The organism is Duganella violaceipulchra (assembly GCF_019166075.1).
GTDB lineage: Bacteria > Pseudomonadota > Gammaproteobacteria > Burkholderiales > Burkholderiaceae_D > Rugamonas > Rugamonas violaceipulchra.
Window position 1 is genome coordinate 383,012 of record NZ_JAHTGR010000002.1, and the last position, 15,475, is coordinate 398,486.

Here is a 15,475-nt window from a genome sequence, read left to right on the forward strand (position 1 = left end):
ATATAATTTACTGAATCTTTGTCAATATTCTTTTTGCATAACCGCCGATCTGCTCGGTCTTGCTAATGTCAGCGAGGTATTTTATTCGTTGCAAGCATTCATGCGAAATTTGTTCTTTTTTTCCATTGTTGATTTCGATGATGCTGTCTAATGTGGCCAATGATTTGTTTAAATCAAAAAAGTTTTCGCCATCGATATTATGGCATGCGATGTCGATTAAATGGATGGTCTCTTTTTCATCAAATAAATAAGAGAACGTGGAAGCCAAACGGAACGCATTATTCCTTACAATTATCTCACCGTCTTCAATTCCCAGCGGAACCATTCGTTTGATAAGAGCAGGGTCCCCCAGATAGTTCAATAGTCTAAATGCGTCAGCTCTATCTTGATATTTGCAGCTATACCCGCCAACTTCTATTTCGGTAGACCGGCCTTGTAGATGTTGGTGGTAACCTTCGGAGTACGTGCGCCGTTTTTCGGATCTGTAGCTCAACACATTTTTGGGGGTGACGAATTCACCCTGTATGTTGGATTCGGAATCAATAAGCATTCTGGAAGAGTCTTCATCTATTTTCTTGGCGAGTTGGGTTAAATCGGCCGCTAATTTTTTTTCGTTGAAACAGTGCACACTCTTATTTGTAACGACTGTCGTAAAAATCTGAACCACATAGATATACGTGTTTCCTTGCTCTAGGACCGCAGTGCATGACACGCGTTTTGTTGGTAAGGCCGCACGTACAGCATCACACTGATTTTTTAATTTTGGGTCGTCGATGTTTATCGAGTCTCCGCCGGAAATTTTGATTGTTTCTCTTGCTGTGTGGATCAAGTTTATATCGTTTGATATTATCTCGACCTTTGTCCAGATAGGGGGGCGCGCCGATGCGGCATGAGAAAAAAATAAATGGAAAAATAAAATTAAAAATAATAAACCTGTTTTTAACGGGAATATTTTGTGTTTTATTTTTCCATAATGCATGGCTTCTATCCCTTAAATTATGGCGGTGTTTTTAAAGCTGCCAACATTTTTCTGATCGTCCAAAAGGGACATTTTATATTTGTCGGAATTGACGATTTCCCGTATGGTTATTCTTCTGCCGGGATTTTTCATTATGAAATCAGCAGATGGATTAAGTAGGAATTCGACTGCGGTTTGAAGGACTGGGAGGCTGGGAACATAATCTTCCAGCCATAGGAATTGGCCTGCTTCGTTGACTTCAAAGAAAACCCAATCTCCATTCCCGGTGACCGCGAAATCAAAGCTTCCATGAATAATTCCAAGCTTATTCATGACGGAAATGCATTTTTTATATATTTCAGTTGGCAGTTCAATGGGGGAAATTTTCAGAGTATGGGGCTCCGCGATCCTCCAGTCCAGTTTTCCGCTTTTAACGTCTTGCGAGTTCAATTTAACGGCGATTGCTGTACTTCCGAAAAATGTAGCTCGCACTTCATACTCTTTTTGAATGGTATTTTGATAGATGCATGGACATGCGGCAATCATTTCATTGTCATTGAGCTGCGCAGTCGATATCGCCGCAGTATAAGTGACGTAGCGCTTTCCATTTTCCTTCCAGTCGCCTCCCATTAAAGGCTTTACGATAGCCGAATCGTTTTTTTCTTTTACAAATTTCCTGATTTCATCCGGATTGTTAGAGACCAACGTATCAGGAATAATTAGCCCTAGCTCAGCAGCGACTCTAAGTTGTAATAACTTGCTGCCGGCACGACGCTTGCCCTCCAGACTGTTCACCCAAATAGCGGAATCCCACGATGTTTGATATAGAGAGCGAATGAACTGCTTTGATTCCTCCTCGGCTATAAATTTATCGGAAGGATGTAAGGTTTCAGATATGACAGGCCAACGCGGACGGCGGAGCCAGACAGTGTCAATATTATCCGATGATAGGCCACTATTTATATCATGGAATTTTCCCAGAGCTAGGTCTGCGTTGCTTATGCTATAGCTGATGGTTTGGCGAGTGGGGAAATTATCCCCCACTAATCTATGGACAACATGTCCAAGCTCTTCAAGTGCCAACTGCACGATGATTGAATCAGTGTCGCCGACCATCGCGGGAATTAGAATATTTTTCATTGTCTATAGTATTCTACCGTTGCCGAATTAAAGTAATTCGGCAACGGATTTATCGTGTTCTACAAAAGTTTAAAAGTCGCCGGAAGACTTGTCTTCATCCATGGGACCATTTGGGTCTTGGCTAGATACCTTTTTCGTTGGTTGGCCAGGGGTCATCCACCCGCCGCCGCCGCCGTGGCTGCCCGTGTGCTCGCCGCCGCCGCCACCACTACCACCGCCGTTATCCCAATCAGGAGGCATGTCTTCGTCGGTGCCCCCCGATACCAGGTCTAGTTCTTCTGTAGTCAAATCACGTGCAGCCTGACGCAAAATAATACGATTATTCATAACTCTCCTAGAAGCGACCCTTCGGGTCGATAAGTTTTCACCCAACATATCCCACTGTTGGGATAATTTTTGTGTGTGTGGGTAGCGGAATAATACTGACAAAAAAGCATCAAAATCTCTCGGAATGTAACTTTGGGGCGTATCGAGATATCTATTTGCAGTAGCACTAGAGGCTATTAAGCTAGTCTTAAGTGGAGGGTCTCACGCACGTGGACTGTTTGATCGGGTTGACGTCGAAAACCACAGGAGCTTGAAAGAACGGTCGGCGACGGCCCGGCGCCGGAGCTAAGAAAATGCTTGGATGGACGCATTCCGGAGGACTAATAACTTTGGACATAGTGATATGTCCCGTGTGTTCCCGCACTTGGCCATGACCGAATATAGGCTTGCAGCCTAATTAATGGGAAGTAGCCTGCGTTTCGCTCCTTGCATCAGATCGCTTATCGCACTGCACGGGATTACAATGGCGTCCACCGTACACTGCTCACCAGGAGTTCCATGAACCGTTTCTTATCCTTGGCGTTGGCCGCTTTCGCAGCTGTCGCCGCCCTGCCAGCGATGGCTGCGCAACCCGCTACCGTCCGTCTCGACTACCTCCACAGCGGCAACGCGCTCAATGAAAGCTATGCGATGGAACGCGTGGTGATCGAGCCGCTGCCGTGGCCGGGCGATATGCGGCGCACCATCGACGACACCAATCGCGGCAACAACATGGTCGAGGTGGTGGACGCCAAGACCGGCGAGCTGCTGTACTCGCGTGGCTTCTCCACCGTGTTCGCCGAATGGCGCAGCACCGACGAGGCAACGCACGGCAATCGCGGCTTCCAGGAATCGGTGCGCTTTCCCAAGCCGGACCGCCCGGTGCGCGTGCGCATCCTGAAGCGCGACGACCGCAACGCCTTCTCGGTAGTGTGGACCGCCGATGTCGATACCGACGCGATGGACGTGCTGCGCAAGCAGACGCCGCCCGCATCGATGGCGGCCGCGCCCAAGCCGATCGCCATCCGCGTCAACGGCCCGTCGCCGGACAAGGTCGACCTGCTGATCCTGGGCGACGGCTACACCAAGGCCGACATGGCCAAGTTCGAGGCGACCGCGCGCAAGCTGGCCGACCACCTGTTCGCCACCTCGCCGTTCAAGGAGCGCGCCAAGGACTTCAATGTCTGGGCGCTGGCGCTGCCGACCGAGGAATCGGGCGTGTCGCGGCCTTCGACCGGCGTGCATCACGCCTCGCCGCTGGGCACGCGCTACGACATCTTCGGCAGCGAGCGTTATGTGCTCACCACCGACAACCGCGCGCTGCGCGAGCTGGCGCAGTACGCGCCGTATGAATTCATCGAGATTTTGGTGAACAACGAGACCTACGGCGGCGGCGGCATCTTCGGCCAGTTCAGCACCGCGGCGGCCAACAACGATTGGGCCGACTACCTGTTTGTGCACGAATTCGGCCACCACTTCGCCGGCCTGGCCGACGAGTACTACACCTCGCCGGTGGCCTACCAGTCGAACGGCACGCGCCAGGAACCGTGGGAGCCGAATGCCACCGCGCTGCGCGATCCGGCCAAGCTGAAATGGAAGAAGTTCGTCAAGGACGGCACGCCGCTGCCGACGCCGTGGGCCAAGGAGACCTATGAAACCGCGTCGCGCGCCTACCAGAAGGAGCGCGCCGCGCTGCGCGCCGCCAACCGGCCGGAGTCGGAGATGAGCGCCTTGTTTCGCAAGGACCTGGAATCGAGCAACGCGCTGTTCTCGAAGGACCCGCACGTCCACACCGTGGGCGCGTTCGAGGGCGCGAACTATGAGGCCAGCGGCTACTACCGCCCGCAGATGCAGTGCATCATGTTCGACCGCAGCGAGAAGTTCTGCGCCGTCTGCGCCGACGCCATTGGGGCCATCATCGATTTGTACTCGCGCCCGGGGGCCGGCAGGTAATTTCCGTTAAGTACGATACCGTACAGAGTACTTCCTCTCATCGGCTTATTCTGGATACGTGGCAAGACAAGAACGCATCCAAATAGAACTTTGAGAGGAAACACCATGAACAAAATTATCGCTGCCCTGATCGCCGGCCTGTTCGCAACCGCCGCTTACGCACAAACCACTCCGGTGCAGACCCCGGCCGTCGTCAAGGCTGAAAATGAAGCCAACAAGGACGTGGCCAAGGCGCAGCAGAAGGAATTGAAGGCCGACGTCAAAGCCGACAAGAAAGCCGACAAGGCTATCGCCAAAGCCAACAAGACCCATGACGCAGCCGCCGCACACGTCGACGTGGAAAAAGCCAAAGCCAACGAAAAAGTAGCCAAGGCCGATCCTGAAGACAAAGCCAAGGCATCGGCAAAAGGTGACAAGGCAGTCGCCAAGGCCGAGGAAAAGGCCGAGAAAAAAGCAGTGAAAGCCGACGCCAAGGCAATCAAGGAAACCGTTGACGCGACCGCCGACAAAGCCATCGCCGCCAACCAGACCGACGCTGTCAAAGCCAAATCGGCTGCCGACGTCAAAGCCGCCGCCGCCAAGAACTAAGTAGCGGCGCATAAAAAAACCCGCAGGCACCGAACGCGCTCAAGATCGCGTTCGGTGCCTGCGGGTTTTTTTTCGTTGGGGCCTAAAGTCCAGTCCGTGTCCGAATGTCAGACTTGACCCCCGGGGTTAAACGATAGGCGTCAGCGAGGTTGGCTTGATCTTGGTCGCCAGCGCCTTGCCTTTGCGGGCGCGTTTGCCGAAGTGGACCGCCAGCGCCGAAGCGGACAGGCGTTCTTCCTGCGGTTTGCCGCCACGGCCGATGCCGGCGACGATCACGCCTTTCTGGCTGATAGGCTTGGCCGCGATCAGGGTTTCCTTGTCGTCCAACTCCATCAGGATCACGCCGCGGCCGCCGTTGGTCAGCACTTTCATCTCGTCCATGCCGAACACCAGCACGCGCGCGTTGGCCGACAACACGGCCACCGCACTGGCGCTGTCGGCGATGACCGCCGGCGGCAACGGCACGTCGCCGTCTTCCAGGGTGATGAAGGCCTTGCCGCCCTTGATGCGGCTGACCATGTCGCCCGCTTTGGCGACGAAGCCGAAACCGGCGCTGGTCGCCAGCAGCAGCTGCGTGCTGCCGGTGCCGGCGTAGTAGTGCTGGATGCGGGCGCCGGACGCCAGGTCGATCAGGGTGGTGATCGGCACGCCGTCGCCGCGCGCGTTCGGCAGCGCCGCCACCGGCACCGAATAGATCTTGCCGTTGTTGCCGAAGGCCAGCAGGTTGTCCACCGTGCGGCACTCGAAGGCGCCATACAGCGTGTCGCCGGCCTTGAAGGTGAACTGCGCGGCGTCGTGGCCGATGCCGGTGCGCGCGCGTATCCAGCCTTTTTCCGAAATGATGACGGTCACCGGTTCGTCCACCACCTTCTGTTCGACCACGGCTTTCTGCGCTTCCTCGATCAGGGTGCGGCGGGCGTCGCCATAGGTCTTGGCGTCGGCGTCGATTTCCTTGATGATGGCGCGCTTCATCGACGATGGGTTGTCGAGCAGGTCCTGCAGCAGGCCTTTTTCCTTGCGCAGTTCGGCCAGCTCTTGCTGGATCTTGATCGCTTCCAGGCGGGCCAGTTGGCGCAGGCGGATTTCCAGGATGTCTTCGGCCTGGATCTCCGACAGGCGGAAGCGCTCCATCAGCGCCGCTTTCGGTTCGTCCGAATTGCGGATGATGTGGATCACTTCATCGATGTTCAGCAGGATGGTCTCGCGGCCTTCCAGGATGTGGATGCGCGCGTCGACCTTGCCCAGCTTGTACTGCGTGCGGCGGGTGACGGTGGCGAAGCGGAATTCGATCCACTCCTGCAGGATGTCGGTCAGGCCCTTCTGGCGCGGACGGCCATCGCCGCCTATCATCACCAGGTTGATCGAGGCCGACGATTCGAGCGAGGTATGCGCCAGCAGCAGCAGCATGAATTCGGTCTGGTCCTGGTTCTTCGACTTCGGCTCGAACACCAGGCGCACCGGCGCGGCGCGGCCCGATTCGTCGCGTATCGTATCCAGTGAATTGAGGATCAGCGATTTGAGCGCCATCTGTTCCGGCGACAGCGCCTTCTTGCCCATCTTGATCTTGGGGTTGGTCAGCTCTTCGATCTCCTCCAGCACCTTCTGCGACGAGGTGCCCGGCGGCAGTTCGGTAACCACCGCCTGCCACTGGCCGCGCGCCAGCTCTTCGATCTTCCAGCGCGCGCGCACTTTCATGCTGCCACGGCCGGTCGCGTACATGTCGCTGATCTGCGACGGCGGGGTGATGATCTGGCCTCCGCCCGGGAAATCCGGGCCGGGGATCATGGCCATCAATTCGCTGTGCGTGATCTTCGGATTGCGGATCATGGCGACGGCCGCTTGCGCCACTTCGGTCAGGTTGTGCGACGGGATTTCCGTCGCCAGGCCGACCGCGATGCCGGAGGCGCCGTTCAACAGCACCATCGGCAGGCGCGCCGGCAGCAGGCATGGTTCTTCGGTCGAGCCGTCGTAGTTGGCCTGGAATTCCACGGTGCCGAGGTTGATCTCGTCGAGCAGCACCTTGGCGATCGGCGTCAATCGGGCTTCGGTGTAGCGCATCGCCGCGGCGCCGTCGCCGTCGCGCGAGCCGAAGTTGCCCTGGCCGTCGACCAGCGGATAGCGCAGCGAGAAGTCCTGTGCCATGCGCACCATGGCGTCGTACACCGACTGGTCGCCGTGCGGGTGCAATTTACCCAGCACGTCGCCGACCACGGTCGCGGACTTGCGCGGCTTGGCGGTGCTGTTCAGGCCCATTTCGTTCATCGCGTACAGGATGCGGCGCTGCACCGGCTTCTGGCCGTCGCACACGTCCGGCAGCGCGCGGCCCTTGACCACCGAGATGGCGTAGTCGAGGTAGGCGCGTTCGGCGAAGGTGGACAGGGTCAGCGTGTCGCCGCCGTCGCCGTCATCGCCGCCTGGTGGGGAGCCGGCGTTGCCGCCGTTGCCGCCGCCATTGCCGCCGTCGCCGCCGCCATTGTGGTCATTGCCGCCGCCGTCCTGCGGAGTGGCGCTTACGCCGTCGTGCACGGCCTCGTCGCCGGCCGCTTGCGCGGACGCGGGCGCAGGCGAGGGCGCGGGCGCCGCAGGTGCCGCAGGTTGAGCCACCGCCGCCGCTTCCGGCGCCGGTTCGTCAAAGAGATTTGCTTGATGAGTCATAGTCGGTCAGTAATTAGATATCTGCTTCGGCTTCGTTGCCGTGTTCTTCGATCCAGGCGCGGCGCGCGGCCGCTTCGCCCTTACCCATCAACATATTGAAGCGCGCCGACGATTCGCCGTGCGCGTAGGCGCCCAGCGATACCGGCAGCAGGCGGCGGGTGTCCGGGTTCATCGTGGTTTCCCACAGCTGTTCGGCGTTCATCTCGCCCAGGCCCTTGAAGCGCGAGATCGACCAGGCGCCTTCCTTCAGGCCGTCCTTGCGCAGCTTGTCCTCGATCGCCACCAGTTCGCCGGCGTCGAGCGCGTACAGCTTCTGGATCGGCTTCTTGCCGCGCGCCGGCGCGTCGACGCGGAACAGCGGCGGCCGGGCGATGCAGATGTTCCCGTTGGCGATCAGGCCGGGGAAGTGCTTGAAGAACAGCGTCAATAACAAGACCTGGATGTGCGAGCCGTCGACGTCCGCATCGGAGAGGATGCAGATTTTTCCGTAACGCAGGCCGGAGAGGTCCGGCATGCTGTCGGCGCTGTGCGGATCGACGCCGATCGCCACCGAGATGTCGTGGATCTCGTTGTTGGCGAACAGGCGGTCACGGTCGGTTTCCCAGGAGTTGAGCACCTTGCCGCGCAGCGGCAGGATGGCCTGGAATTCCTTGTCGCGGCCCATCTTGGCCGAACCGCCCGCCGAGTCGCCCTCGACCAGGAACAGTTCGGTGCGGGCGACGTCGCTCGATTCGCAGTCGGTCAGCTTGCCCGGCAGGACGGCCACGCCGGACGATTTCTTCTTCTCGACCTTTTGCAGCGAGCGCAGACGCGATTGCGCCTGCTTGATGACCAGTTCGGCCAGCTTCTTGCCGTAGTCGACATGGTGGTTCAGCCACAGCTCCAGCGCCGGCTTGGAATAGGTCGAGACCAGGCGCACGGCGTCGCGGGAGTTCAGGCGTTCCTTGATCTGGCCCTGGAACTGCGGGTCCAGCACTTTGGCCGACAGCACGAACGAGACGCGCGCGAACACGTCTTCCGGCAGCAGCTTGACGCCTTTGGGCAGCAGCGAGTGCATCTCGACGAAGCTCTTCACCGCGCCGTACAAGCCGTCGCGCAGGCCCGATTCGTGGGTGCCGCCGTTGGGCGTGGGGATCAGGTTGACGTAGGATTCGCGCACCACGGCGCCTTGTTCGGTCCATGCCACCACCCAGGCCGCGCCTTCGCCCTCGGCGAAGCCTTCGGCGTCCGGGCCGGCGAATTGCGCGCCTTCGAACAGCGGGATCAGGGTCTCGCCGTCGGTCGCTTGCGCCAGCGCCTCGGTCAGGTAGCCGCGCAGGCCGTCGTTGTACTGCCAGACCTGCGATTCGCCGGTCTTGGCGTTGGTCAGCGTGACGGTGACACCCGGCAGCAGCACGGCCTTGGAGCGCAACAGGCGCTGCAACTCGGTCTGCGAGATGGCGGGGGAGTCGAAATATTTGGCGTCCGGCCAGGCGGTGACGCGGGTGCCGGACTTTTTGCCGTCGCGCGGCGCGACCGCGGAGGACAGCGGCTCGACCACGTCGCCGTGCTCGAAGGCCAGTTTGTGCAGGCCGGTGCCGTCGGGCTCCTTGCGCCAGACGGTGATCTCCAGGCGCTTGGACAGCGCGTTGGTGACCGACACGCCGACGCCGTGCAAACCGCCCGAGAACGCGTAGGCGCCGCCCGAACCCTTGTCGAACTTGCCGCCCGCGTGCAGGCGGGTGAACACGATTTCCACCGTCGGCACGCCCTCTTCGGGGTGCAGGCCGACCGGGATGCCCCGGCCGTCGTCTTCGACGGTGATGCTGCCGTCGGCGTTCTGCGTGACGATAATGTTTTTACAATGTCCGCCCAGCGCCTCGTCCGAGGCATTGTCGATCACCTCCTGGATGATGTGCAGCGGATTCTCGGTGCGGGTGTACATACCCGGGCGTTGCTTGACGGGTTCCAGGCCCTTGAGGACCCGGATGGATGCTTCGCTGTAGTCGGAAACTGGTTTTTTAGTGGCCATACGTGATCAAGCTTGTAATTTCGATACTGGGTTTATGTACAGTTTTATGCGGACGTTTGCGTATTCTATCCTCAACCGGGCGTAATCGCGGCAAAAAAACGGCGCGGGCCAATTTATACACGATGTTTACAACCACGGCCCGCCTTTTTAGACCGTTTTTACGGCGCCATCGATAAGCTGTTTTGTATCGCAACGATCAATCCAGGGGTTCGATATGCATGCTTTCTTCCATACCAGGGCGGCCCAGCGCCGCTCGATCTGGGCCGCCGACTATCGCAAAACGGCGCCGGCCTGCGTGATGCAGCTGACCGTCGACACCGCCGCCGTGACGGCGCTGCGCCAGATGGTGACGCGCATTTGCGGCGACGCGCTGGAGTTCATGCGCATCGAGGCCTGCGAGCACGGCGCCCGCATGAAGGTGTGGCTGTGCGTGGGCGCGTCCATGGTGGCGCGGGTGATGGAGGCGGTGATGCAGGCATTGCCTGGCGCCGAATTCGGCCGCTTCACCGTGCGGGGCGCTGCATGATCGTGGCGGCCGCCAATCGGCACGGCGGCACTGCCGTGCTGGTCGACACCGAAGGCCGCGACAGCGCCGAGAGCCGCGCCGAGCTGGTCGCCGCGCGGCTGGCGGTGGTGCCGCTGAAGCCGGACCAGGCCGACCTGTCGACCCGCTACCAGCTGATCGCCCGTTTGAATGCCGCGCGCATGTTCAATCCCGGACTGCGCGTGCTGTTTGTGCTGGTCGGCGGCGCCGGCGAACCCACCGACGCCGAGCGTGCCGCAGTGCGCGCCTATGTGGCGCAGGTGATGTCGGCCACGCTGGCCAGCACTGTTATCCACGGACAGGAGCCGGCCGATATGGACGCCCTGTACCGCGAAGTTTTTACCGCTTGATGTTTTTACCACTTGATCTAACCACCAAAAGAAAGACCGCATCATGAAGAAATTGATACTCGCCGCAGCCGTCGTCGCTGCTTTCACGGGCACGCACGCTTACGCCGAGGATGCCGCGCCGGCCGCCAAGCCGGATAATGAGACCAGCTTCAACGCCGCGGTGGTCAGCGACTACCGCTATCGCGGCATTTCGCAGACGCGTCTGAAACCGGCCCTGCAAGGTGGCTTTGACTACACCAACAATCCGACCGGCTTCTACGCCGGCACCTGGCTGTCGACCATCAAATGGACCAAGGACGCCGGCGGCAGCGGCGACATCGAGTGGGACATCTACGCCGGCAAACGCGGCCAGCTCACGGCCGACGTGTCCTACGACGTGGGTGTGCTGACCTATGTCTACCCGTCCAACGACCTGTCGCACGTCAGCGGCTTCGCCAACGCCAACACCACCGAGGTGTACGGCCAGCTGGGTTACGGCCCTGCTTATATCAAGTATTCGCACTCGGTGACGAATCTGTTTGGTTTTGTCGACAGCAAGAACAGCGGCTATCTGGACCTGGGCGCCAACATCGAGGCGGGCGAGGGCTACACGGTCAACCTGCACGCCGGCCACCAGAACGTCAAGCACAATGGCGCGGCCAGCTATAGCGACTGGAAGATCGGCGCCACCAAGGACTTCGGCGTGGTGACTGGAGCGCTGGCGGTGATCGGCACCAACGCCGACAAAACCGCCTACGCTTCGCCGGCCAACGGCAAGTTCCTGGGCAAGACCGCGCTGCAGCTGACCATCAGCAAAGTGTTCTGATCGGTCTAGCATCCGGTCTTCAAAGGGGCGGCGCGTTGCGCGCGCCCTTTCTTTTTTGCCTGCGACGTTAGGTATGCGGAGGGCGGGTCCTGTTTTTTCGGCTTTTACTAAAACGTGATAACCACTACTACCCAACGCTAACCACCGATATTTCGCGCGAGTTTGCGATATTTTCGGAACTAAACCCCGCTAAGCGGCTCTAACGAATATAGGGGTGGCGCGCAGGCAGACAGCCAGCGCTCGCGGGCGCGGGAGACGCCAAGCCCTGATCCCGCCAACCGGGCGGCAGGTGCTGAGCGCGTCCGCGCCTCGCATCTGCCGAAGGATCACCAATCCGGTCCGCTGCCAAACGAAATCCGCTCTCCCAGCGTATCGGCAGCGCTGCCAGGCAAAGGTACTCAGCGCAAGTCCGGCTCTGGGCGAAGCGCCCGCCGCAGGAAGCGCCGTGCGGCGAAACATATTCCCGAAAATTCGTGAAGAACCTTTTCTTTCAGTTGTACGCCCGGCTCGCGCCGGCGCGGAATACTTCACTGTAGAGATGGCGCACTTCCGGGGCGCACAGCACATAGGCCGTCTTGCGCGAGTCCAGTTCCAGTTCGCTGTGGTGGGAGTGGTAGGTGCCGCGCTGGTCGAGTTCCAGCGTGTCAGCCAGGCGCGCGCCGGGGATTTGCGCGACGAACACCAGCAGGCATCCGGTCTGGTGCGGCGTCAGCGGCTTGCTGCCGTGGGCCACGGTCACCAGCACGCGGGCGCAGGGATTGAGCTCTTGCGCCCGTCGCAGGCGGCCGAGGAAGTCGGCGTGGCGGCCTTGTTCTATTTCGGCGGGGCGCACCAGCGCCACGATGACGGCCGCACGGGCCAGCGCCGCATCGGCGTCGCGGTGGGAGGCGTCGATCACCAGGTCGTCGTACAGATGCGGATCGTAGGCGCCGGGGTGGGGGCTGACCAGCAGCACCCGACTGCCGGCCGCCACCCGCAGCATGGCCAGGTCTTCGGCCAGGTCGGAGACGGTGGCGTTGCCGTCCATGCCAGTGAGGGCGACGATCATATGACCTCCGCCGAGGTGTAGACCGGAACCTCGTCCAGCGCTTCCAGCATGGTCGCGATGCGCGCCTTGCAGCCATTGGTGGCGGGCGTCATGGGCAGGCGCAGCTCTTCGCGCAGCACGCCCTGCATCGCCAGCGCGGCCTTCAGCGGCGCCGGATTGGGTTCCGAGAACATCAGCTGGATCAAGGGTTGCAGTCTGGCGAACAGCTCGCGCGCTTCGGGCAGGCGCTGTTCCTCGACCAGCTCATACAACTGCACGAACAGGTCGACGCGGATGTGGGCCGAGGCCGAGATGGCGCCGTGGGCGCCGCTGCACAACGCCGACAGCAGCAGCGCGTCATCGCCGCACAGCACCGACAGCGGCGTATGTTCAACCAGATCGGTGATCTGGCGCAGCCGGCCGCCGGCCTCCTTGATGGCGGCGAACTGCGGCCGCTCGGCCAGCCGGCTGGCGGTGGCCAGCTCCAGGTTGACGCCGGTGCGCGCCGGCACGTTGTACAGCACGATCGGGCGTCCGGTCGAGGCGGCGATGGTTTCGAAGTGCCGCACCAGGCCTTCCTGCGAGGGGCGCACATAGGCCGGGGTCGACACCAGGTAGCCCGCCAGGTCCAAATCATCGAATTGCAGCACGCGGCTGGCGGCGGCGTAGGTGTCGCTGCCGCCTATGCCCATCAGCACTGGGCAGCGCTTGTGCGCCGCCTCCAGCACGGCGGCCAGCGCCGCGCCCTGTTCGGCCAGGTCCAGCTGCGGCGCCTCGCCGGTGGTGCCGCACACCACCAGGCCGTGCACGCCCTGGTTCACCAGGTCGGCGGCCAGGTTCTGTAAACGGGGTAAGTCGATTTCACCATGATGCATGGGGGTGACCAGCGGCACCCAGATGCCGTGTAGGGAGGTAAGCATGTTTTCTTCAGGTAGTTGCGACAGAAAAAGCGTATTCCTGCCCCCGTAAAAATGTTCTAAATAGTCGGGCCGCGCGTGTATATAAAACGTAAATACCGGCCATTTTTACATCTTGTTTACACCCCGTCCCCAAGTCTTTACACAATCTTTAGACCCTAGCCGCTAACCTTTCGAGTATCAAAAACAAGACCTGTGAGGGGTGTGATGGACATAGTATTTATCGGTGCGTTGGTGGTCTTCTTTGCCGTGATCGTGGCGTTCGCCGCCGGTTGCGACAAATTGGGAGGCAAGCAATGAACACCTTTTACCTGATTGGGGCCTTGGCTGCGGCCGGCCTGCTGGTCTACCTGGTGGTGGCCTTGTTGAAAGCGGAGGACCTGTAATGACTACCCAATCCATCATCCTGCTGGTGGTGTTCCTGGCCGCGCTGTTGGCGCTGTCCTACCCACTGGGCATCCTGCTGGCCCGCGTCGGCGACGGCGGCGCCGCAGTTAGCCCAATGCGTGGCCTTGGCTGGCTGGGCAAGATCGAATCCCTGCTGTACCGCGCCGCCGGCATCGCCGGCAAGGATGGCAAGACCGAAGGCCAGAACTGGAAGGCCTACGCCATCGCGCTGATGCTGTTTAACGGCCTGGGCGCGTTGGCGACCTACGGCCTGCAGCGAATGCAGGCATTCTTGCCGCTCAATCCGCAGGGCATGGCCAATGTCAGCGCCGATTCCTCGTTCAACACCGCGGTCAGCTTCGTGTCCAACACCAACTGGCAGGGCTACGGCGGCGAATCGACCATGAGCTACCTGACCCAGATGCTGGTGCTGGCCGGCCAGAACTTCTTCTCGGCCGCCACCGGCATCGCCGTGGCCTATGCGCTGATCCGCGGCTTCTCGTCGCGCTCGGCCAAATCGATCGGCAACTTTTGGGTCGACGTCACCCGCTCCACCCTGTACGTGCTGCTGCCGCTGTCGTTCATCTTCGCCATCTTCCTGGTGGGCCAGGGCGCGATCCAGAACTTCTCGGCCTACAAGGACGTGGCCCTGATGGACCCGGTCACCTACACCCAGCCGAAAGTCGGCGCCGACGGCCAGCCGCTCAAGGACGCCAAGGGCGAGCCGGTCACCGAAACGCTGACCACCTCGACCCAGAGCATCGCCATGGGTCCGGTCGCCTCGCAGGAAGCGATCAAGATGCTGGGCACCAACGGTGGCGGCTTCTTCAACGCCAACTCGGCCCACCCTTACGAGAACCCGACCGCGCTGACCAACTTCGCGCAGATGCTGGCCATCTTCCTGATCCCGGCCGGCCTGTGCTTCGCCTTCGGCCGCATGGTCGGCGACCAGCGCCAGGGCTGGGCCGTGCTGGCCGCCATGACGGTGCTGTTCGTGGCGTGCACCGTCACGGTGATGGGCGCCGAGCAGCAAGCCCACCCCGCGCTGCAGGCGATGGGCGTCGACCAGTCGGTGAACGCGCTGCAACCGGGCGGCAATATGGAAGGCAAGGAAGCGCGCTTCGGCATCAGCGCCACCACCCTGTTCGCGGCGGTGACCACGGCCGCCTCGTGCGGCGCGGTCAACGCCTGGCACGATTCCTTCATGCCTATCGGCGGCATGATCCCGATGCTGCTGATGCAGTTCGGCGAAGTGATCTTCGGCGGCGTCGGCTCCGGCCTGTACGGCATGCTGATCTTCGCCATCATGGCGGTGTTCATCGCCGGCCTGATGATAGGCCGCACGCCTGAATACCTGGGCAAGAAGATCCAGGCCTATGAAATGAAGATGACCTCGATCGCCATCCTGGTCACGCCGACCCTGGTGCTGGCCGGCACCGCCATCGCCGTCATGTGCGTGGACGGCAAGGCGGGCATCCTCAATCCCGGCGCGCACGGCTTCTCGGAGATCCTGTACGCGTTCAGCTCGGCCGCCAACAATAACGGCAGCGCCTTCGGTGGCCTGTCCGCCAACACACCGTTCTACAACACCATGCTGGCCATCGCCATGTGGTTTGGCCGCTTCGGCGTGATCGTGCCGATCCTGGCGATCGCCGGTTCGCTGGCCGGCAAGCAGCGCCTGGAAGTGAACTCCGGCACCTTGCCCACCCACGGCCCGATCTTCGTCGGCCTGCTGGTCGGCGTGGTCGCCCTGGTCGGCGTGCTCAATTACGTTCCGGCGCTGGCGCTCGGCCCTGTGGTCGAACACCTGCAGCTGTTTGCCAAATAAGGAATC

Annotated in this window: 14 protein-coding genes; 7 read left to right on the forward strand and 7 right to left on the reverse strand. The window is 60.5% G+C overall.

Translation table 11 applies throughout. From position 1 onward, the window contains the following. Positions 1–7 precede the first annotated feature (7 nt). The 3 genes from KVP70_RS04650 to KVP70_RS04660 form a co-directional block, all read right to left on the reverse strand. Positions 8–979, reverse strand: a complete 972-nt coding sequence (locus KVP70_RS04650; protein WP_217940910.1) for a hypothetical protein — start codon at positions 977–979, stop codon at positions 8–10. Positions 980–991: 12 nt separating this feature from the next. After that, positions 992–2,098 carry an MvdC/MvdD family ATP grasp protein gene (locus KVP70_RS04655; protein WP_217940911.1) on the reverse strand — a complete coding sequence of 369 codons (1,107 nt, stop codon included), beginning with the start codon at positions 2,096–2,098 and terminating at the stop codon, positions 992–994. Between the two features lie 69 nt (positions 2,099–2,167). After that, positions 2,168–2,425, reverse strand: a complete 258-nt coding sequence (locus tag KVP70_RS04660; RefSeq protein ID WP_217940912.1) for a hypothetical protein — start codon at positions 2,423–2,425, stop codon at positions 2,168–2,170. A 498-nt stretch (positions 2,426–2,923) separates the two neighbouring features. Between KVP70_RS04660 and KVP70_RS04665 the strand changes: the two genes are divergently transcribed. After that, positions 2,924–4,357: an IgA Peptidase M64 gene (locus tag KVP70_RS04665; RefSeq protein ID WP_217940913.1), complete on the forward strand. Its 1,434-nt coding sequence runs from the start codon at positions 2,924–2,926 to the stop codon at positions 4,355–4,357. A 105-nt stretch (positions 4,358–4,462) separates the two neighbouring features. Continuing rightward, positions 4,463–4,945: a hypothetical protein gene (locus tag KVP70_RS04670; RefSeq protein WP_217940914.1), complete on the forward strand. Its 483-nt coding sequence runs from the start codon at positions 4,463–4,465 to the stop codon at positions 4,943–4,945. Between the two features lie 126 nt (positions 4,946–5,071). On the opposite strand, the gene parC is transcribed toward KVP70_RS04670, so the two are convergent. Together parC and KVP70_RS04680 are read right to left on the reverse strand one after the other, a co-directional pair. Further along, a complete protein-coding gene (gene parC / locus KVP70_RS04675; protein WP_229224596.1) occupies positions 5,072–7,600 on the reverse strand; it encodes a DNA topoisomerase IV subunit A in 2,529 nt (842 codons plus the stop codon). A 13-nt stretch (positions 7,601–7,613) separates the two neighbouring features. Continuing rightward, positions 7,614–9,611, reverse strand: coding sequence for a DNA topoisomerase IV subunit B (locus KVP70_RS04680; protein WP_217940915.1), 1,998 nt, complete (start codon positions 9,609–9,611; stop codon positions 7,614–7,616). Between the two features lie 214 nt (positions 9,612–9,825). On the opposite strand from KVP70_RS04680, the gene KVP70_RS04685 reads away from it, so the two are divergent. From KVP70_RS04685 to KVP70_RS04695, 3 genes are read left to right on the forward strand one after another with little or no spacing between them, the layout of a single operon-like run. Further along, the gene (locus tag KVP70_RS04685; RefSeq protein ID WP_217940916.1) at positions 9,826–10,137 is read left to right on the forward strand and encodes a hypothetical protein; all 312 of its coding nucleotides are present in this window, start codon (positions 9,826–9,828) and stop codon (positions 10,135–10,137) included. Then, entirely contained in the window at positions 10,134–10,505 is a 372-nt protein-coding gene (locus KVP70_RS04690; protein WP_217940917.1) for a P-loop NTPase family protein, read from the forward strand. Before KVP70_RS04685 ends, KVP70_RS04690 begins: the two co-directional genes overlap by 4 nt. 43 nt (positions 10,506–10,548) lie before the next feature. Further along, positions 10,549–11,310 carry a TorF family putative porin gene (locus tag KVP70_RS04695; RefSeq protein ID WP_217940918.1) on the forward strand — a complete coding sequence of 254 codons (762 nt, stop codon included), beginning with the start codon at positions 10,549–10,551 and terminating at the stop codon, positions 11,308–11,310. 490 nt (positions 11,311–11,800) lie between these two features. Here the strand turns inward: KVP70_RS04695 and KVP70_RS04700 are convergent, their stop codons facing one another. Continuing rightward, entirely contained in the window at positions 11,801–12,358 is a 558-nt protein-coding gene (locus KVP70_RS04700) for a hypothetical protein (protein WP_217940919.1), read from the reverse strand. Then, positions 12,355–13,257, reverse strand: a complete 903-nt coding sequence (gene dapA, locus KVP70_RS04705; protein WP_217940920.1) for a 4-hydroxy-tetrahydrodipicolinate synthase — start codon at positions 13,255–13,257, stop codon at positions 12,355–12,357. Before dapA ends, KVP70_RS04700 begins: the two co-directional genes overlap by 4 nt. A gap of 293 nt (positions 13,258–13,550) precedes the next feature. Here dapA and KVP70_RS04710 point away from each other — a divergent pair, with 293 nt between their 5' ends. Next, positions 13,551–13,640, forward strand: a complete 90-nt coding sequence (locus tag KVP70_RS04710; protein WP_020701117.1) for a potassium-transporting ATPase subunit F — start codon at positions 13,551–13,553, stop codon at positions 13,638–13,640. Next, on the forward strand, positions 13,640–15,469 hold the full coding sequence (kdpA, locus tag KVP70_RS04715; protein WP_217940921.1) for a potassium-transporting ATPase subunit KdpA: 1,830 nt from the start codon (positions 13,640–13,642) through the stop codon (positions 15,467–15,469). The genes KVP70_RS04710 and kdpA overlap by 1 nt, the downstream gene beginning before the upstream one ends. Positions 15,470–15,475 lie beyond the last annotated feature (6 nt).